The organism is Williamsia sp. CHRR-6, assembly GCF_018474015.1.
GTDB lineage: Bacteria > Actinomycetota > Actinomycetes > Mycobacteriales > Mycobacteriaceae > Williamsia_A.
This window is the reverse complement of the sequence record NZ_JAHCSG010000002.1, coordinates 540,086-554,904: the sequence shown is the minus strand read 5'-3', so window position 1 is coordinate 554,904 and position 14,819 is coordinate 540,086. Positions and strand designations below refer to the sequence as shown.

Below are 14,819 nucleotides of genomic sequence, written 5' to 3'. Positions count from 1 at the left end.
TCACAGTCCGAGTTGCCGGTTGAGCTCGTCGAGCGAGCCCACGGTCACGTAGCGGTAGGCAGGGCTCTGCGGGTCGTAGCCGCGGTCGAGGAACACCTTGTTTGTGAAACCCAGATCATCGGCGGGCATGAGGTCGTAGCGGGTGTGCGACGACACATGCAATATCCGGTCCGGGGTGGTGCCCAGCTGCTCGAGCATGTATTCGAACGCCTGATAGCGCGGCTTGTAGGCCTGTGCCTGTTCGGCGGTGTACACCGCGTGAAACGGCGCGCCCAGCTTCGGCACGGAGACGTCGAGGAACGAGGTGTCGGCGTTGGAGAGTATGACCAGCGGGTAGTTCGCACCCATCGTCGCCAGCGGGGCCGGGACGTCGGCGTGCGGCCCCCAGGTGAGCACGGCCGCGGCCAAGCGCTCCCCGGCATCGGGTGCCACGTCGACACCGAATGCTCGACACGTCCGGGCGTAGGCGTTGTGCAATACCTCGGCGTAGGGCCGGTAGTCACCACACACCTCGTCGTAGCGGTACTTGGAGAATCGGGGCAGGAAGCGGGCGATCTGTTCGTCGTCGAGCTGGTCGCCGATCAGCTCCAGCGTGGTGCTGGTGATCTCGAAGTAGATCAGGGTGCCGTAGCAATCGAACGAGATGAAGTCCGGGCGCTTGGTCGGGTCGAGTTCGAGGCTGGCCACTGCAGTCCTTCCGTGGGGAGAGTGCTTACGCACGATCTGACGGCCTACCGTATCGCCAGGGCGGCATATTGTCGACCGTCGACTGAATCCGTTTGACACACGCCCCCGCCGACGTGAGGATTGTCCAGTACATACATGGCGCTCGGTGAGCGCACCCGAGGAAAGTGGGCGCGATGGCCGGCCTGGACAGTCTCCGCACCCTGGAACGCAAGTCCACCTCTGCCCGCATCGTGGCCGAGCTACGACAGATGATCATCGAAGGCGAGCTGGCACCCGGCGAGCAGCTCGCCGAAGCGCGGATCGCAGAATTGCTCGGCGTCTCGCGTGCGCCGGTGCGCGAGGCGCTGCAGCAACTGGTTCAGCAACAATTACTGGTTGCCGCTCGCAACCGTGGGGTCTCGGTCGTCACCTTCTCCAGCGCCGACATCTGGGAGATATACGACGCTCGGGTCGCGATCGAGACGCACGCGGCCAAACGCATCCTCGACCGTGGCCCGCAAACCGCCCGCGCCTGCGATGAGCTGCGCACATGCCTCGACGAGCTGCGCCGTGCGGTCGGCCGAAACGACCGTAGGCTGGTCTCGGCAGCCGACCTGGAATTCCATCGCACCTTCGTCGCGGCCGCACAGAACTCCCGACTCACCGACGCCTACACCATCCTCTCTGCGCAGGCGCTCACGTGCATCAACCGCCTCGAGCTGGCCCGGCCCTCGGGTACCGAGATCATCGATGATCACCAGGTGCTCGTCGACCTGCTCGCACGCAGCGACGGCGAGGGGCTGCAGGCCGCCATCGTCGATCACCTCACTGCCGCCGCCCGCAACCTCACCGCCCCGCCTGCGCGCTGACCGTCGCGCCCGCACGCCTTCGCTGCTCGGGCGCGATGACGTGCGCAGTGCATCGACGTACTCGGTCGACCGCGCGTCAGACGAAACAATCTTGAAACCGTATACGGTCGACAATCTTTCCGATACCGTGCTTGGATACCACCAAAGCGAAGCACGCCAGCCCCCGTCTCGGCGCACGGCATCCTGGCTTCGCAACTGTGAAAGGACGAGCACCATGGCTCTCGTACGACGTCTAGCGCTCGCGGTGACCATCCCGGCTCTGCTATTGAGCGCCGCCTGCAGCACTGACGACGGCGACTCGTCGACAGGGCCGGGCAGCACCAGTCAGGCCGCGCTGCCCACGGTGGGCGTCGACGCTGCGGCCGCCGCTCTCCTACCCGCCGAGGCCAAGGCCCGCGGCAGCCTGAGCCTGGCGCTCGACCTGAAGTACCCTCCGACGTCCTACCTCGACACCGACAACAAGACGCCGATCGGGTACAACGTCGACATCGGGAAGTTGATCGGGCAGGCCCTCGGACTGCGGGTGGACGTGAAGAACGTGCCGTTCGACAACGTGATCCCCGGCATCGCCTCGGGTCGCTACGACTTCACAGCCACCAACCTCACGCCTACCGCAGAGCGACTGAAGGTTCTCGACATGGTGACCTACTGGGCCGACGGATCGTCGTTGGTCACCACCAAGGGCAACCCCGAAGGCCTGAGCCTGGTCGGAAACAAAGTGTGCGGGAAGAAGATCGCGGTCACGGTCGGCTCCACGCAACAGGAGACCTACCTCCCCCAGCTGAGCAAGCAGTGCACCGAGTCGGGCAAACCCGCTGTACAAACCGTGGTGCTACCCGACGTTCAGGGGGCGCTGACGCAGATCGCGTCCAAGCGGGTCGACGGGCTCTTCGGCGACACCCCGCAGGTCGGGTTCGCCGCCAAGGAGAAGCCGGACCTCTTCGAGCTCACCACCCCGCAGTACGAGAAGACCGAGGGCGATGACGTCGTGGCCCTAGGGGTGAAGAAGGGCTCGAGCCTCGGCCCGGCGATTCAGAAGGCACTCACCGCCATCATGGCCACCCCGGCGTACAAGGCCGCGTTGGCTCGCTGGGGCCTGGAGACCGGCGCCATCGAGAACGCAGAACTGCTGACCAAGTAGACCACCCATCCCAGGAGGCAACCCAACGTGGACGACCCCGACACACCAGGGCGATTACAGAAGGGGCATCCGATGGCAGATCGGACGGTCGACACCATGTCGACGCTGACCGACTCCGACGCCGCGACTCTCGCCAAACCCAGGATCCGACGTCCTGCCCTGCTCGAATATGCCGCCTGGGCATTGTGCGCCGGGGTGATCGGTGCGGTGGCGCACACGCTGGTGACCAACGACAACTACCAGTTCGGTGTGGTGGCAAAGTATTTCACCGCCGACACCATCATGCGAGGCCTCGGCCTGACCATCACGCTGACCGCGGCCGCGATGTTCTTCGGAACGATCATCGGGTTGTTCGTCGCCATGCTGCGGGTCTCGCCGTTCCTCCCGCTGCGCCTGCTCGCCCAGGGCTACACCACGTTCTTCCGCGGCACGCCGGTGCTGGTGCAGCTCATCTTCTGGTTCAACATCGCCGCGCTCTACCCCGACATCTCCGTCGGTGTCCCGTTCACCGACTTCTCCCATCAGGTCGACGTCAACCGGTTGATGAGCGCGACGACCGCAGCAATCATCGGCCTGTCCCTCAACGAGGCTGCTTACCTCGCCGAGATCATCCGCGGCGGATTCGCCTCGGTCCCCGCCGGGCAACTCGAAGCGGCCGACTCCCTCGGTATGAGCTCGTTCACGCGGCTGCGCAAGGTGACCATCCCGCAGGCCATGCCCGCGATCATCCCGGCTGTGGGCAACCAGGTGATCGGTATGTTCAAGGAGACCTCGTTGGTCAGCGTGCTCGGTGTCGCCGAACTGCTGCAGAGTGCACAGCTCATCTACGCCAAGAACTACCAGACCATCCCACTGCTGATCGTGGTGAGCCTCTGGTATCTGATCATGACGCTGCTGCTCAGCTACCCACAGTCGTTGCTGGAGAAGCGATATTCGCTCTCGCGCAACCGGGTCAAGACCTCGCTCGATCTCGCCGATGTGCCGGTGGGTGCGCGATGACCGGCGCCACGGCCGGGGTGGGGACCATCGAGGCGCGCGCGTTGCACAAGTCCTTCGGCGACAACACCGTGCTGCGCTCCATCGACCTGCACATCGCGTGCGGAGAGATCGTGTGTCTGATCGGGCCGAGCGGCTCGGGCAAGTCCACTCTGTTGCGCTGCATCGATGGACTCGAACCGGTGGACCACGGCGTGCTGAAGGTGAACGGCGAGCACGTCGGATACCGGGAGACCGAGAAGCAGATGGTCGCGCTGCGGCCATCTGAGATAGCGCGCCAGCGCGCCCGGATCGGAATGGTCTTTCAGCAGTTCAATCTCTTCCCCACCATGACCGCACGCGAGAATGTGCTGGCCGGGCCGGTTCTGGTGAAGAAGCTACGCAGACGCGATGTGATCGCGCGCGCCGACGCCCTGCTGGCCAGCGTCGGAATGGCCGGTCACGAAGAGCACTATCCATGGCAGCTCTCCGGCGGGCAGCAACAGCGGGTGGCCATCGCACGCGCGCTGGCCATGGAACCGACGGTGATGCTGTTCGACGAACCGACGAGTGCGCTGGACCCCGAACGGGTGGGAGAGGTGCTGGCGGTGATGAAAAACCTGGCGCACCAGGGCATGACGATGGTGATCGCCACCCACGAAATGGGCTTCGCCCGTGAGGTCGCCGACACGGTCGTGTTCATGGACGGCGGCGTCGTCGTGGAACAGGGCAGTCCGGCCGCAGTGCTCGGCCATCCCGAACACGAACGTACCCAACGGTTCTTGGAGAAGGTGTTGCCGTGACCGATGTCGACCTGGCCATCGTCGGGGTGGGCAGCGTGGGCAGTATGGCGCTGTGGCAGGCCGCGAGAGCGGGTGTCGACGTCCTGGGCTTGGAGGCGGCGACACCGGCTCACACCCGTAGTGCCGCAGGCGGCGACACGCGGCTGTTCCGGATGACCTTTCGTGGTGACGCCGACTACCACCCCATTCTGTCGCACGCACAGCGGTTGTGGCGCGAACTCGAATCCGATTCGGGCGCTGAGATATTCACTCAGTGCGGCGGCTTGGCGATCGGTGAGGAACACGGCCGCTACCTGCCCGAGCTCCTGGCTTCCATCCGACGCACGCCCGCCCCCTACGAGTTCCTGGACCACCACGAGCTGTCGCGGCGCTACCCGCAACACGCGCTGGGTCCTGATGAGTGCGGGGTGTTCGATCCCGAGGCGGGCTTCCTGCGTACCGATCAGGCGGTGTTGTCGGCGGTGCGGTGTGCCACCGAAGCCGGGGCCACGGTGATCTCCGGCGCCACGGTGGGCGAGGTGACCGAGACCCCGCGCGGCGTCCGCATCAGTACCGACACGGCCACCTACACCGCCGCGCGAGTGATCCTGAGCCCCGGCGGCTGGGCCAGTGCACTACTGCCCGAGTCGTTGCGCGCACACGTGCGACCGCATCGGACCATCCTCACCTGGTTCGCAACGCGACACCCGGAGATGTTCAGTCCCAGTCGTTTTCCGATCTTCATCAGGATCACCGCAGACAAGTCGATGTACGGCGCGCCGTCCACCGACGGGGCCACCGTCAAGGCGACGCTGGACGGTCGCAGCTCGGCCTGCGAGCATCCCGACACCGTCGACCGCGCTCTCAGCGCGGCCGAGATCGACGAGACCATCGCGACGGCCACCGAGTACTTCCCCGACCTGTATCCGACCATCGTCCGCAGCGATGTGTGGGGTGATCTGCACACCGATGACGGGCACGGCTTGGTGGGGTTCGCCCCCGGCAGTCAACGCATCTATCTGGGCACCGGTTTCTCCGGCGCCGGGTTCAAGATGGCCCCGGCGTTCGGGGCCGTCGCCGCCACCGAGGCGCTCGGCGGTGACGCCGGGATCGTCAATGTGGACTTCCTGCGACCCAACCGGTTTCACTGAGCAGACCTGGAGACGCGGCGTCAGCTGTCGAAGCCCAGACCCAGCGCGTCCATCGTGCGCAGCCACCAGCCACGCCGGCCACGGTTGCGATCCATCCGAGCGAATTCCCGGCGCGTGATGGTGATCCCGATCCAGCGCATTGGTTCGGGCGGGAATGGCAGGGGTCGCCGCCGCACCATCGACAGGCGGGTGCGTTCGGTGTCGCGTCCGTCGACGAGGTCGAGGGCGGTGCGCGCTGCGAAATGCGATGCGCCGACACCGAGACCGGTGAAGCCGAGTACCGACACCACCCGCCCGCCCAGGCCAAGATCCCAATAGGCCGAGAATCGGGTGCAGGTGTCGATGGCACCACCCCAACGGTGGCTGATGCCGACACCATCGAGTTGCGGGAACATCTGCACGAGATGCTCGGCGAGCAGCGCGAACTCGCGGTCATCCTGCTGGTACCGGACGTCGCGGTCAGATCCGAAGCGGTACAGAGCATCCCACCCACCGAAGAGGATGCGGTCGTCGGCGGTGAGTCGGAAGTAATGGAAGCGAGATCCGCAGTCGGCAAGACCTTCTCGCCCCGACCACCCGATGGCCGCGCGCTGCTGCGGCGACAGCGGCTCGGTCATCAGGACGTAGTCCCAGACCGGCACCGTGGCCCACCGGTCACGGCGGCGCAGCGGTCGCGCGGCACCGGTCGCCACCACCACGCGATCAGCCGTGATCGACCCGATTGCGGTGCTGACGCGTACACGCCCCCGGCTGCGCGAGATTCCGGTCACCGCAGTGTGTTCGGCGATGTGCACACCCAACCGCTCGGCGGCTGCTGCAAGACCCCAGGCCAGCCGCGCCGGATCCAGCATCATCACGTGCGGGTCGAAGGTGGCGCCGAGAACCATCGGCGAGGCGATGGTCGCGCGGGCGGCATCGGTGTCGAGCAACACATCGGGAAGACCGAATTGCGCTGCGGTGTCGCAGTGTTCGCGTAGCTGATCGAGCTGCCAATCGTGGTTGGCGATGTCGAGCTCGCCGACGCGCTCAGCGTCCGCATCGACCCCGAGACGCACCAACGATTTCTCGATCTCGTCGAGCGTCTGCACGCCCATCGTCAGCAGCGTCGCGAGCTCGTCACGGTGGCGCGCCACCCCGTTGGCCAGCCCGTGGGTGAGGCTGGCCGAGCAGAACCCGCCGTTGCGGCCTGACGCACCCTCGGCGATCCGATCTGCCTCGACCACCACGATGCGGCGACCCGGGTTCTCCTCGGCCGCGATGACCGCAGTCCACAGCCCGGTGAAACCGGCACCGATCACCAGCAGGTCGGTGTCGAGGTCGCCCACCAGTGCCGGTCGCGGATCGGGCCGCTCGGGACGGTCGAGCCAGAACGAGGCGCGGGTCGCGCCGGAGATCATCTGCCACCCGCGATCAGTGGGCACCTCGAGCCAGTCGCGGGTATCAGACTCAATCATCTGACCCGCCACCGTCTCCGGTGAACACCGTTCGGTGCCAGGGCTTGCGGGCCACCGCGGTGATGTCACTCATCACGTGTTTGATGGCCAGGTACTCGTCGAGGGAGTAGGTGGACATGTCCTTGCCGAATCCCGAGGCCCCCATCCCACCGTGCGGCATCTCGCTGATGATCGGGATGTGGTCGTTGATCCACACGCAGCCCGCCCGGATCTCGCGCGACGCCCGCTGCGCCCGGTACACGTCACGGGTCCAGGCCGACGCGGCCAGACCGTAGGGGGTGTCGTTGGCCAGGCCGATAGCGGTGTCGTCGTCGTCGACGGCGGTGACGGTGAGCACCGGACCGAACACCTCGGTGGTGAAGACCTTCGCTGCGGGGGTCACCTCGGCCAACAGCGTCGGCGGATAGAACGCACCTGCACCCGAGGGCACCGTGCCACCGGTGACCACCCGAATCCCCTCGGCGCGTGCATGTTCGACGAGCGCAGCCACCCGGTCGCGGTGGGCGATGGAGATCAGCGATCCCATGTCGGTCGCCGGGTCGCGCGGATCGCCGACGACGACCTGCGCCATCACCTCGGCCACCCCGGCGACGAACTCGTCGCACACCGGGCGAGCCACGATGGCCCGGGTAGCCGCGGTGCAGTCCTGGCCGCCGTTGATCAGGGCCGCCGCCACCGCCCCGTGGATCGCCGCCTGCACATCGGCGTCGTCGAAGACCACGAAGGGCGCCTTGCCGCCCAGCTCGAGCTGCACCCGCGTGCCGTTGGTCGCGGCGGCGGCCATCACCGATCGGCCCACGGCGGTGGACCCGGTGAACGTGACCAGGTCGACCCCGGGGTGTCCGGCGATGGCCGCACCCACCTGCGGTCCGGTCCCGGTGATGACCGACAACACCCCGTCGGGCAGACCGGCCTCGGTGGCCAGCCGAGCCAATGTCAGTGTGGTCAGCGGCGTCAGCTCGGCTGGTTTGAGCACCACCGAACAGCCGGCGGCCAACGCGGGCAACACCTTCCACACCGCCATCTGCAGCGGATAGTTCCATGGGGTGATGCTTCCGACCACCCCGATGGCCTCGCGACGGATCCAGGAGGTGTGATCAGCGGAGTATTCAGCGCTCGCCTTTCCCTCGAGGTTGCGCGCCACCCCGGCGAAGAAATCGGCGTTGTCCACCGACCCGGGCACGTCGAACTCGGTGGCCATCCGGATGGTCTTGCCGGTCTGAGCCACCTCTTGTTCGGCCAGTTCATCAGCGGAGTCGGCCATCCGGCGAGCCAACTGTGCCAACACCGACGATCGGTGCGCCGGCGTGGCGCTCGACCAGCCCGGTAGGGCACCGCGCGCCACCTCGACGGCGGCGTCCACGTCGGCGGGTTCGGCCAGATGCATCGTCGCGACGGCCTCGCCGGTGGCCGGGTCGATCACCGAGTGCTCGAGGCCGTGGAATGCGTGAGCCGATCCGGCGATCCAGCCGGCGGCGTGGGAGCAGGTCATGCCCCCCGATGCTAGGCGTGCCAGCTCGAATTCGCGGCGAATGAAGCACCAAACAACAGAATCAGTCATTTCGGTTGCAGAAAACCACTGATTACGTCACGATTGCTCGGTGGCCAAGGAGCTCGACGACATCTCACGCAAGATCATCGAAGCACTGCAGACCGACGGGCGTAGGTCCTATGCCTCGGTGGGCAAGTCGGTGGGTTTGTCTGAGGCGGCCGTGCGCAACCGTGTCCAAAAACTCAGCGACAGTGGATTGCTGCAAATCGTGGCGGTGACCGATCCACTGCGGGTTGGTTTCTCGCGCCAGGCCATGATCGGCATCCGATGCACTGGCGACTCGGTGGTGGTGGCCGAGGCGTTGGCGCAGATCGCGCAGATCGACTATGTGGTCCTGACCGCCGGGTCCTACGACATCATCATCGAGGCAGTGTGCGAGGACGACGACGCACTCCTGGAACTGCTGAACAAGCAGATCCGATCCCAGCCGGGGGTCACCGCCACCGAAACCCTCGTATACCTGAAACTTGTCAAACAGCAATACAATTGGGGTACCCGATGACACTCACCAGCGAACCAGACATCACCAGCGCACCCGATTCGCGCGGTGCCCGCAGCGCGCGGCATCTGTGGGGTCACTTCACCCGGCACGGACAGGGCATCACCCCACCCATCATCACCCGCGGCGAAGGCGTGCGGATCTTCGACGACCGCGGCCGCAGCTACATCGACGGACTGTCCGGTCTCTTCGTGGTCCAGATCGGCCACGGCCGTGAGGAACTCGCTCGCGCAGCGGCGAATCAGGCGCAGACCCTCGGGTTCTTCCCGCTGTGGTCCTACGCCACCCCCACCGCCGTGGAACTGGCCGAGCGGCTGGCCCACTACGCACCCGGGGATCTGAACCGGGTCTTCTTCACCACCGGCGGCGGCGAAGCGGTGGAGAGCGCGTGGAAGCTGGCCAAGAAGTACTTCAAGCTGAAGGGAAAGCCCTACAAGCACAAGGTGATCTCGCGTGCAGTCGCCTACCACGGCACCCCTCAGGGCGCGCTGGCCATCACCGGGATCCCGGCGATGAAGCAGGATTTCGAGCCGCTGACCCCCGGGGCGTTCCGGGTCCCCAACACCAACATCTATCGGGCTCCCGAACACGGCGACGACCCCAAGGCGTTCGGGCGGTGGGCCGCCGACCGGATCGCCGAGGCCATCGAGTTCGAGGGCCCTGACACCGTCGCTGCCGTCTTCCTCGAACCGGTTCAGAACGCCGGTGGGTGTTTTCCGCCGCCACCGGGGTACTTCGAGCGAGTCCGTGAGATCTGCGACTCCTACGACGTGTTGCTGGTCTCCGACGAGGTGATCTGCGCGTTCGGCCGGATCGGATCGATGTTCGCCTGCGACGACTTCGGCTACGTGCCCGACATCATCACCTGCGCCAAGGGCATGACCTCGGGCTACTCCCCGATCGGGGCGATGATCGCCAGCGATCGCCTCTTCGAGCCCTTCGACGACGGGATCACCTCGTTCGCCCACGGCTACACCTTCGGCGGGCATCCGGTGTCGGCGGCCGTCGCCCTGGCCAACCTCGACATCTTCGACAACGAGGGCATCACCGACCACGTCAAGCACACCGCACCGGCGTTTCGAAAGACGTTGGAGCGTCTCAAGGATCTTCCCATCGTGGGCGACGTGCGCGGGGAAGGCTACTTCTACGGCATCGAGTTGGTGAAGGATCAGGCCACCAAGGAGACCTTCACCGCCGAGGAATCCGAACGGGTGCTGCGCGGGTTCCTCTCACACGCGCTGTTCGATGCGGGCCTGTACTGCCGGGCCGACGACCGCGGCGACCCGGTGGTGCAGTTGGCGCCACCACTGATCTGTGGGCAGGCGGAGTTCGACGAGATGGAGCAGATCCTGCGGTCGGTGTTGACCGAGGCCTTCTCCAAGATCTGACCACAGCCGGTGTCGGCGCCACCTCCGCCGCTACTCCACCCGGTGCCGGTAGCGTCAGACCCGTGCTCTCGCGCCGACCCCGTCTCATCCCGATGGCCGCCGTCGCTGCCGTGGCCGTCATCGCTGTGCTGCCCACGTCGGCGCTGCTGCCCGGCTGGACGAACTCACCCGATGCGGTGGTGTCGGCCGAACCGGTGCACCCCGGTGACCCCATTCCAGCCACCCCCGACACCGCGTCGTGTCCCTATCGGGTGATCCCGGCCCCGCCGGTGGACACCTCGGAGGTACCCCCTCCTGGGCAGAGCGCACCCCCGCCGTTGCCGGTGCCGCGACCACCTGTCGGCGGAGATCGGTTGGCGGCCTGCGGCGTCATCACGGCAGGCAACCCGAGCGCCATTCCCCGCGGCATCACCTCGGCGGGCTGGCTGGTGGCCGACGCCGGTTCTGGACAAGTGTTGGCCGCCAAGGACCCACACGGGCGCTACCGCCCGGCCAGCACCATCAAGACACTGCTGGCGTTGGTGGTCCTCGACGAGCTGAACCTGGATCAGGTGGTGATCGGCACCCGCGAGGACTACGGCATGGAAGGCGACTCGGCCGGTATCGGTCCTGGTGGGCGGTATACCGTCCGCCAGCTGTTGCAGGGTCTGCTGATGGTGTCGGGCAACGACTGCGCCAACGCCCTGGCCCGCACTCTGGGTGGGCGAGAGACGGCCCTGAGCAAGATGAACGCGATGGCGCAACGACTCGGCGCGCAGGACACCCGGGCCGCATCCCCGTCGGGACTCGACGCGCCCGGGATGAGCACCTCGCCCTACGACCTGGCCCTGATCTTTCGTGCGGGACTGAAGAATCCGACCTTTCGTGACCTCATCTCCCACGTCAGCGCGCCGTTTCCCGGGTTTCCCCGGCTACCCGACGTACCCGGCGACACCGACCACCCCGGATATCAGATGCAGTCTCAGAACCGACTGTTGGTCGAGGGGTATCCCGGAATCATCGGCGGTAAGACCGGCTTCACCGACGACGCCCGCAAAACCTTTGTCGGAGCAGTGGATCGGCGTGGCCGCACCCTGATCGTGGTGCAGATGTTCGGCCTCAACGAGGCCGGCGACTCCTACTGGGACCAGGCGACTGCACTGCTCGACCACGGCTTCACGGTTCCTGCGGACGCATCGGTCGGGACGCTGGTCACCCCGACTGTGGCCCAGCCTGCCGCCACGAACAACGCAGGCACACCGCGCGCGAGCGCAAGAGACGACGACGGATCAGAAACCAGCGATTCATGGACCGGCCGTCTCCTCGGTGGCACCGTGGGCCTCGTGATCGTCCTCGGGCTGATCTATGCAGCGCTGCGCATCAACCGACGATCCCGCTGATCACCGGCGAACACCACTGCGACGCAACCTCGCTCCCACCGCAACCAGCACCGCACCGACACCGGCGGCGAGCGCCAGCGACCCGGCCGAGGGTTCGCGCCGCACCGTCACCTTCGGCGACACCGTCACCGCAGCGGGCAGTTCCGCCTGGGTGAACCTGGCGTTGGCCTCGTCGGTGGCGGCCCACGCGGTGGCGAACAAGATGATCCGGGTGGTGAGGAACGCGAACACCATGATGCCGATGATCGGTCCAAAGGTGGCACCGGCCGGCCCGTTGGTCACCCCGGCGAGGTAGAACGTGGCCACATACTTGAAGAGTTCGAATACCATCCCGCTCAACGCACCGGCCTTCACGGCGTTGCGGAACGGGAGCCGAATCCTGGGCAGTCGCGCGATGATCCAGGTGAACAACAGCACCGAACCGATCAGCGACATCACCATGGACACGGCTCGGATCACGACGGATATCCCTGGGACGTCTGCGATATGGAGTGCATCGACGATCAGCACCGGCAATCGGCTACCGGCCAACGCCGAGAGACCGAAGGACGCCGCCAGCGCGACGAACAGCCCCAGCAGCGCACCGAGGTCGCTGAGCTTGGTGCGCACCAGCTGTCCCGGCGAGGGCACCGAGCCCCACTGTCGGGTCAGCGCCAGACGCAGGTTGGCCATCCACCCGAGTCCGGAGTACAGCGCCAACACCAACCCGATGATCCCCACCGAGGTGCGCGATGCGATGGCCTGATCGATCAGCCGGGTGAGCTGACCGGCGGCGTCGCCTTGCACCGAATCGGTGATGTGCCCCTTCACCTCTGACAACAGATCGGGGCTGGCGGTGAAGACGAAACCGGCCACCGCGAACCCGATCATCAACAGCGGGAAGATGGCCAGGATGCTGAAATAGGTTGCGCCGGCGGCCAGGAAGTCACCGGTGGTGTCCTGGTAGCGACCGCCCGCGCGGGCGAGGTGGTCGAACCACGGGTAGCGGGCCCGCAGCTTCTCCATCCGCGTGGGCTCGGTGCCGGCGTTCGATGTCGCCTCTGTGCTCACCGGCGCACCATCATCGGGCGGCCGGCAGGAACCCGATACGGTCGTACACCGTGGCCAGGGTGAGCGCGGCCTCACTGCGCGCGCGCTGCGCCCCCCGAGCCAGGATCGCATCGAGTTCGGCTGGGTCGGACAGCAATTCGTCCACCCGACCCTTGAGCGGGGTGACGAACTCGGCCAGCGCGTCGGCGGTGGCCACCTTCAGATCGCCGTAGCCCTTGCCCTCGTACCCCGCGACCAACTCGTCGATCGAGGTGCCGGTGAGCGCGGACTGGATGGTGAGCAGGTTGCTGACCCCGGGTTTGTGCTCGGGGTCGAACCGGATCTCACGGTCGTTGTCGGTGACCGCCGAACGAACCTTCTTCGCCGAGCGTTTCGGGTCGTCGAGCAGGTTGATCAGACCGGCGTCGGAATCGGCGGATTTGCTCATCTTCGACGTCGGGTCCTGCAGGTCGAAGATCTTGGCGGTTCCGGACACGATGTGCGCCTCCGGCACCACGAACGTCTCCCCGAACCGAGAGTTGAAGCGTTGGGCGAGGTTTCGGGTCAGCTCGAGGTGCTGGCGTTGATCCTCGCCCACTGGCACCCGGTTGACGTTGAAAGCCAGGATGTCGGCGGCCATCAGGATGGGGTAGGTGAACAGGCCGACCCCGGCCGAATCGTTGCCGTGCTTGGCCGACTTGTCCTTGAACTGGGTCATCCGGCTGGCCTCGCCGAATCCGGTGAGACAGCTCAACACCCAGGTGAGCTGGGCGATCTCGGGGATGTGTGACTGGACATAGATGGTGGCCCGCTCGGGATCGACACCCACGGCGATCATCTGGGCCACGCTGAGCCGAGTGCGGTGACGCAACGCGACCGGATCGTGGGCGACTGTGATGGCGTGCATGTCAGGGATGAAGTAATACGCCTCGAAGTCGTCCTGCAGCGCCACCCACTGCTGCACCGCACCGAGGTAGTTGCCGAGATGGAACGAATCGCTGGTGGGCTGGATACCGGACAGCACCCGTGGTGGAGTCATGTCGACAATTGTTTCATCCGGGCGCAAACGCGTGTGCACCTGCTGGGCACGCTCACCGGTAGGTCACCGTGACCGGTGCGTGGTCAGACCACCGACGGTCATACGCCGATGCGCGTTCGACGTGGGCGTCGATCACCCGTGTCGCCAACGCGGGGGTGACCAGCTGGTAGTCGATCCGCCAGCCGGCGTCGTTGTCAAAGGCCTTGCCCCGCCACGACCACCAGCTGTACGGCCCGGGCACCTCACCCGCGGTCTCGCGGGCCACGTCCACCCAACGCCCCGACAGCACCTCGTCCACCCAGGCCCGTTCTTCGGGCAGGAAGCCCGGGTTCTTGACGTTGCCCTTGGCGTTCTTGAGATCGAGTTCGGTGTGGGCGATGTTCCAGTCGCCGCCGACCACCACGTCGCGCCGACGCCGCGACAGCGGCGTGAGGTGGTCGGCGAACTGGGCCATGAACCGGAACTTCTCGTCGCGCTTGGCACCGTCGGCAGCGCCTTTGGGCAGATACAGCGATCCCAGGGTCAACGGCGCACCATCGCCGTGGGCGGCGACGTCGATCTCGAGGTAGCGGCCGGTGTCATCGAACTCGTCGCTGCCGAACCCGACGCGCACACGCTCGGGGACCACCGTGCTGAGCACCCCCACCCCGGCGTGGCCCTTGACCCGTGACTCCGACATCGACAGGTGCCAGCCCGCCTCCAGCGCCGGTGCCAGCGCCTCGGTTGCCTGGTCGTAGGAGGCCCGGATCTCCTGCAGCAGAACGAATCTGCGCCCCTCAGGGCGCCCCAGCCAGGGCAACAGGCCCGGGTTGTCGGGGTTGCGTTGCTTGACTGCGGCGCGGACACCGTTGACGTTGACCGTGGTGACGGTGAGAGAAGGCCTGGACACGCATCC

General features: G+C 66.4%; 14 protein-coding genes. 8 read left to right on the top strand and 6 right to left on the bottom strand.

Features of this window, described 5'->3' with window-relative positions; translation table 11 throughout:
- Positions 1–687 (bottom strand): haloacid dehalogenase type II, encoded by a 687-nt coding sequence (locus KIK15_RS08500; protein ID WP_214243732.1) that lies wholly within the window; start codon positions 685–687, stop codon positions 1–3.
- A 173-nt stretch (positions 688–860) separates the two neighbouring features.
- Here KIK15_RS08500 and KIK15_RS08495 point away from each other — a divergent pair, with 173 nt between their 5' ends.
- The 5 genes from KIK15_RS08495 to solA all read left to right on the top strand — a co-directional run bounded on the left by KIK15_RS08495 (position 861) and on the right by solA (position 5,584).
- Complete coding sequence (locus KIK15_RS08495) at positions 861–1,535, top strand: GntR family transcriptional regulator (RefSeq protein ID WP_214243731.1); 675 nt, start codon at positions 861–863, stop codon at positions 1,533–1,535.
- Between the two features lie 214 nt (positions 1,536–1,749).
- Positions 1,750–2,676 carry an ABC transporter substrate-binding protein gene (locus KIK15_RS08490; RefSeq protein WP_214243730.1) on the top strand — a complete coding sequence of 309 codons (927 nt, stop codon included), beginning with the start codon at positions 1,750–1,752 and terminating at the stop codon, positions 2,674–2,676.
- A gap of 72 nt (positions 2,677–2,748) precedes the next feature.
- Complete coding sequence (locus KIK15_RS08485; protein WP_250324298.1) at positions 2,749–3,675, top strand: amino acid ABC transporter permease; 927 nt, start codon at positions 2,749–2,751, stop codon at positions 3,673–3,675.
- Complete coding sequence (locus KIK15_RS08480; protein ID WP_214243729.1) at positions 3,672–4,454, top strand: amino acid ABC transporter ATP-binding protein; 783 nt, start codon at positions 3,672–3,674, stop codon at positions 4,452–4,454. The genes KIK15_RS08485 and KIK15_RS08480 overlap by 4 nt, the downstream gene beginning before the upstream one ends.
- Positions 4,451–5,584, top strand: coding sequence for an N-methyl-L-tryptophan oxidase (gene solA, locus KIK15_RS08475; protein WP_214243728.1), 1,134 nt, complete (start codon positions 4,451–4,453; stop codon positions 5,582–5,584). Before KIK15_RS08480 ends, solA begins: the two co-directional genes overlap by 4 nt.
- Positions 5,585–5,604: 20 nt before the next feature.
- On the opposite strand, the gene KIK15_RS08470 is transcribed toward solA, so the two are convergent.
- Complete coding sequence (locus KIK15_RS08470) at positions 5,605–7,038, bottom strand: FAD-binding oxidoreductase (RefSeq protein WP_214243727.1); 1,434 nt, start codon at positions 7,036–7,038, stop codon at positions 5,605–5,607.
- A complete protein-coding gene (locus tag KIK15_RS08465) occupies positions 7,031–8,530 on the bottom strand; it encodes an aminobutyraldehyde dehydrogenase (RefSeq protein WP_214243726.1) in 1,500 nt (499 codons plus the stop codon). The genes KIK15_RS08470 and KIK15_RS08465 overlap by 8 nt, the downstream gene beginning before the upstream one ends.
- Before the next feature lie 109 nt (positions 8,531–8,639).
- On the opposite strand from KIK15_RS08465, the gene KIK15_RS08460 reads away from it, so the two are divergent.
- The 3 genes from KIK15_RS08460 to KIK15_RS08450 all read left to right on the top strand — a co-directional run bounded on the left by KIK15_RS08460 (position 8,640) and on the right by KIK15_RS08450 (position 11,856).
- On the top strand, positions 8,640–9,092 hold the full coding sequence (locus KIK15_RS08460; protein ID WP_214243725.1) for an Lrp/AsnC family transcriptional regulator: 453 nt from the start codon (positions 8,640–8,642) through the stop codon (positions 9,090–9,092).
- Positions 9,089–10,477 (top strand): aspartate aminotransferase family protein, encoded by a 1,389-nt coding sequence (locus KIK15_RS08455; protein WP_214243724.1) that lies wholly within the window; start codon positions 9,089–9,091, stop codon positions 10,475–10,477. The genes KIK15_RS08460 and KIK15_RS08455 overlap by 4 nt, the downstream gene beginning before the upstream one ends.
- 62 nt (positions 10,478–10,539) lie before the next feature.
- A complete protein-coding gene (locus KIK15_RS08450) occupies positions 10,540–11,856 on the top strand; it encodes a D-alanyl-D-alanine carboxypeptidase family protein (protein WP_307851798.1) in 1,317 nt (438 codons plus the stop codon).
- Here KIK15_RS08450 and yhjD read toward each other — a convergent pair whose 3' ends face one another.
- Genes yhjD through KIK15_RS08435 form a run of 3 tightly spaced genes read right to left on the bottom strand, consistent with a single transcriptional unit; the run spans position 11,857 to position 14,813 of the window.
- Positions 11,857–12,906 carry an inner membrane protein YhjD gene (gene yhjD, locus KIK15_RS08445; protein ID WP_307851797.1) on the bottom strand — a complete coding sequence of 350 codons (1,050 nt, stop codon included), beginning with the start codon at positions 12,904–12,906 and terminating at the stop codon, positions 11,857–11,859.
- A gap of 10 nt (positions 12,907–12,916) precedes the next feature.
- Positions 12,917–13,924, bottom strand: coding sequence for a tryptophan--tRNA ligase (gene trpS / locus KIK15_RS08440; protein ID WP_214243723.1), 1,008 nt, complete (start codon positions 13,922–13,924; stop codon positions 12,917–12,919).
- A 52-nt stretch (positions 13,925–13,976) separates the two neighbouring features.
- Complete coding sequence (locus KIK15_RS08435; RefSeq protein WP_214243722.1) at positions 13,977–14,813, bottom strand: exodeoxyribonuclease III; 837 nt, start codon at positions 14,811–14,813, stop codon at positions 13,977–13,979.
- Positions 14,814–14,819 lie beyond the last annotated feature (6 nt).